The organism is Streptomyces phytophilus, from assembly GCF_013870535.1.
In the GTDB taxonomy this organism is placed as follows: Bacteria; Actinomycetota; Actinomycetes; order Streptomycetales; family Streptomycetaceae; genus Streptomyces; species Streptomyces phytophilus.
Window position 1 is genome coordinate 1 of record NZ_JACBXC010000605.1, and the last position, 3,609, is coordinate 3,609.

The 3,609-nt window shown below is 73.5% G+C and carries 5 protein-coding genes; 3 read left to right on the top strand and 2 right to left on the bottom strand.

The window, feature by feature from the left end:
* Positions 1-649, top strand: a 649-nt coding sequence (locus H5J30_RS36915) for a sensor histidine kinase (RefSeq protein ID WP_374101011.1), incomplete at its 5' end; no start/stop codon positions are given.
* A 79-nt stretch (positions 650-728) separates the two neighbouring features.
* On the opposite strand, the gene H5J30_RS22100 is transcribed toward H5J30_RS36915, so the two are convergent.
* The gene (locus tag H5J30_RS22100) at positions 729-1,259 is read right to left on the bottom strand and encodes an SUKH-3 domain-containing protein (protein ID WP_181789128.1); all 531 of its coding nucleotides are present in this window, start codon (positions 1,257-1,259) and stop codon (positions 729-731) included.
* A 3-nt stretch (positions 1,260-1,262) separates the two neighbouring features.
* Positions 1,263-1,766: a YwqJ-related putative deaminase gene (locus tag H5J30_RS22105; RefSeq protein ID WP_181789129.1), complete on the bottom strand. Its 504-nt coding sequence runs from the start codon at positions 1,764-1,766 to the stop codon at positions 1,263-1,265.
* A gap of 366 nt (positions 1,767-2,132) precedes the next feature.
* Here H5J30_RS22105 and H5J30_RS22110 point away from each other — a divergent pair, with 366 nt between their 5' ends.
* Together H5J30_RS22110 and H5J30_RS22115 are read left to right on the top strand one after the other, a co-directional pair.
* On the top strand, positions 2,133-3,116 hold the full coding sequence (locus H5J30_RS22110; RefSeq protein ID WP_181789130.1) for an SMI1/KNR4 family protein: 984 nt from the start codon (positions 2,133-2,135) through the stop codon (positions 3,114-3,116).
* A gap of 7 nt (positions 3,117-3,123) precedes the next feature.
* Positions 3,124-3,609: SUKH-4 family immunity protein (locus tag H5J30_RS22115; protein WP_508470594.1), on the top strand; the 486-nt coding region annotated here is incomplete at its 3' end.

Here is a 3,609-nt window from a genome sequence, read left to right on the forward strand (position 1 = left end):
CGCCGGGTCCGGTGCGGGTGGTGTCGGGGTTGGCGGGGCGGGTGCCGGGGGCGGGGGAGGCGATCGCGCGGAGTCTGCTGCTCCCGCGCGTGTTGCTGCCGGTGCTGCCGGTGCTGCCTTTGCGGCCGGTTCCGGCGGCTCGTCGCCGGGTGGCCGGGCTCCGGCGGGGGCCACCGCGTCGGGGGAGGGGGCTGCCGGTGCCGGGCGTGGTCCGCGGGGCGATGGCGATGGTGATGTCGGGGCCGGTGGTGGGCCGGGGCCGAATCTGGATGATCTGGAGTCGCTGATCGGGGAGTCCCGGGCGGCCGGTATGGCCGTGGACTTCGCGGAGGAGGGCGACGCCGGCCCGTACGCCGCGGAGGTGGAGCAGACGGTCTATCGGGTGGTGCAGGAGGCGCTGACCAACGTGCACAAGCACGCTCCCGGTGCGAAGACGCGGGTGCTGCTCGCGCACCGGGTCGCCGAGGTGGCCGTGCTGGTGCTCAACGGCCCGTCCGATGCCGCCTCGCAGAGTGCCGGGCTGCCGAGTGGTGGCAACGGGCTGGTGGGCATGCGTGAGCGTGTGACGGGTCTGGGCGGCGGTTTCGTCTCGGGTGCGACGGAGGCTGGGGGTTTCCGCGTCTCGGCCGTGCTGCCCAGCGGGACGTAGCGCCCCCGGCCCCGCGGATGCCCCGCCTCGGCGCTACGCCGGGACCCGGGCCCCGTCTCCGTCTCCGTCTCCGTACCGCCTATCCCGCCTCCGGTGTCAGACGCTGCGGTTCGAGTCCGGTCACCAGCGTCACCAGCGCCTCGTCGACGGTTCTGCCGAGGAACCAGTCCCCGGCGTGGTCCAGCGCGTATCCGCGGCCGTCCGCGTCGACGGCGAGCACTGCCTGTGCCGTGCTGCCGTCGGGGGCCAGTTCCGCGCCGAGCGGGCACAGCTCCGTCTGGAGTGCGCGGCCCAGGTCCGCGAGGGTGCGGGTGAGGTGGAGTCCGTGCATGGGGTCGACGTGCAGGTCGGCCGGGCCGAGTTGGCGGCCCGGGCCTTCGCCGACGATGCGCAGGCCGCCGAATTCCGCCCATGCCTCGACGGCCGCGGGGAACACCGCGTGCACGTGTCCGCCGGGGGAGACGTGGGCCCGTAGCGCGTCTGCCCAGCTTTCCGCCTGTCTTATGTCCCACCGGCCCGGCTCCCAGCCGGCCGCGCGCAGCGCGCTGTCGACGTCGACGGGGAAGCGCGTGTGGTGCGCGGCCAGGTCGCGCGGGTCCGTGGGGACCACGGCTCAGCCTTCGGCGTGCGCGTCACCGATGGTGCGCACGCCGAAGTGGGTGAGGAGGGCGGCGCAGGAGCGGCACGGCGGTGCGTACCGCCCGTGCAGCGGGTCGCCGTCCTCGCGGATGTGCCGGGCGGTGATCTTCGCCTGCTTCAGTGCGCGTCGCGCTTCTCCCGCGGAGAGCGGTTTGCGCGCGGCGCGTTTGCTGCGCCCGGCCTCGACGGCGGCGAGGTGCCGGGAGAGCAGCACGGCTTCCGGGCAGCGTCCGGTGAAGCGTTCGCGGCGGCCGCTGGTGAGGGTGTCCAGGAAGTCCTGGACGAGGGGGTGGAGCAGGGGGCCCTGGCCGGCGCGGCCCGCGGTGCAGGTGAGGGTCTGGCCGCGGACGGAGAGGGCGGCGCCGACGGCCGGCAGGACGCCGTCCCGCCGGCTGGCCAGGCGCGGTACGCCGTCGCCGGGCGCCGTGTCGCGCCAGTCTGTGCGGGGGTCGGCCGCCGGGCCTGTCCCCGTCCCCATGTCCGTTTCCATGTATCCGTACGGAGTGTCCGTCCCGCCGAACGTGCTTCCCATACCGCCGTATGGATCGCCGCCGGTGAGCGGATCGACTGTGTCTGAGCGTGCGTGCATAGCGGTAAGAGCCTCCCCCGTGAAACTCCGCTGTCTCGCGTCGTCCAGCTTGCCACATACGTACGACACGACACCCGAGGTGCCTTCCGTACCGGCGTGTGCACACCTCGCGGTCCGGGCGGGTGCTGGGCAAGTCCGTCATTGCGGAGCAGATCACGCCGCTTGCCGGGGCGCTCTCTGACCAGGGCAAGACCGCCGGCCGCGGCACCCCATAGGCTGTGTTTTGACGGAGACCAACGGCAGGGGGCACACGCGATGACGTCAGGTCGGCGAGGAACGACCGTCGCACCGCCGAACGCGGCATACGCCGGGCAGGTCGTGAACTTCCCGGACCCGGTCCGGGCTGCCAGACACCCCCGGGGCGTGCGGGTCGACGCCGACGGTTACCCGGACTTCTCCGCGTACGCGCGCGCGGCGGCGGAGATCGCGGAGCCCCCGGAGGGCTTCGGTATCGACGAGCTGCGGCTGACGGACTACGTGTCGGCGAACGCGGCGCTGCACGCGCAGGGCCACGAGCTGTGGTCGACGCTGCCGCCGGTGGCGACGCCGCACGGCTGGACGTGGCATCACGTGGCGGGCAGCCGCCGCATGGAGCTGGTGCCGGCGGATGTGAAGGCGCTGCTGCGGCACCACGGCGGGCTGGCGACGGCGGCGGTGGACCAGGACAAGCGCGGTACGCGCCCGCTGCAGGAGACGCGGCCGGTGCACTTCACGCTGCCGCGTGACGGCGCGTCGGTGAGCGAGGACCAGGTCGTGGGCATCGAGGAGGATCTGGGTTACGGGCTGCCGGGTGCGTACCGCGACTTCCTGAAGGCGGCGGGCGGCTGTGCGCCGGTGGGCGCGGCGCTGGATCCGGACCTGGGGCTGCTGGTGGACCAGCCGTTCTTCACGGTGCGTGAGGAGGCGGCGGTCAATGATCTGGTCTATGTCAACAAGTGCCTGCGCGACCATCTGACGAAGGACTATCTGGGCATCGCGTTCCTGCAGGGCGGGGTGCTGGCGTTGAAGACGAAGGGCCGCAGGCGCGGCAGCGTGTGGTTCTGCCCGTACGACGACGCCCGCGACCAGGGCGATTCCGGTTGGACGGTCGCGGAGCGGGCGGAGCGGCTGCTGCTGTTCTGCGGGGAGGACTTCGACGCCTTCCTGGACCGGCTGGTCGGGGGCCCGCCGGAGTTGGAGACCGTGGCGAATCTGATGGTGGACGGCGGCTTCGCGCGCGCCGTGCCGGTGGAGGGGTGAAGGCGTAGTGGTCACCTTCGCACAGGCGCAGGAGCGCGCCGACTCGTGGATCAACGGGGGGGTGCCGCAGCAGCGGCGCCGCGAGGTCAAGGTGCGGGAGTTCGAGCTGGGCTTCGTGGCCTGGGCCGAGATCCCGGCCGGTGGTGAGGTGCCGGAGGGTTCGGGGGCGCGGATGGTCATCGCGCGCGACTCGGGCGACACGACGCTGTGGCCGGCGCTGCCGGTGGGCGAGGTGATCCGGCGTTTCGAGGAGGAGTACGGGGGTGAGGAGGCGGCGGCGCCGCGGGGGGCGCAGCCGGGGGAGCGCGTGGATCTGGGGGCGACGTCGTTCCTGCTGACGCCGCCGGAGTGGCTGCAGGAGGCGGCGGACCAGATCGGGATCCCGCGGCGCGGGGACCCGGGGTCTGCGGGCTCGCCGGGGTCTTCCGGTTCTGCGGGTTCCCCGGGTTCTGCGGGTTCTTCGGGTTCGCCGGTGCCGTCCGGGTCTTCGGGT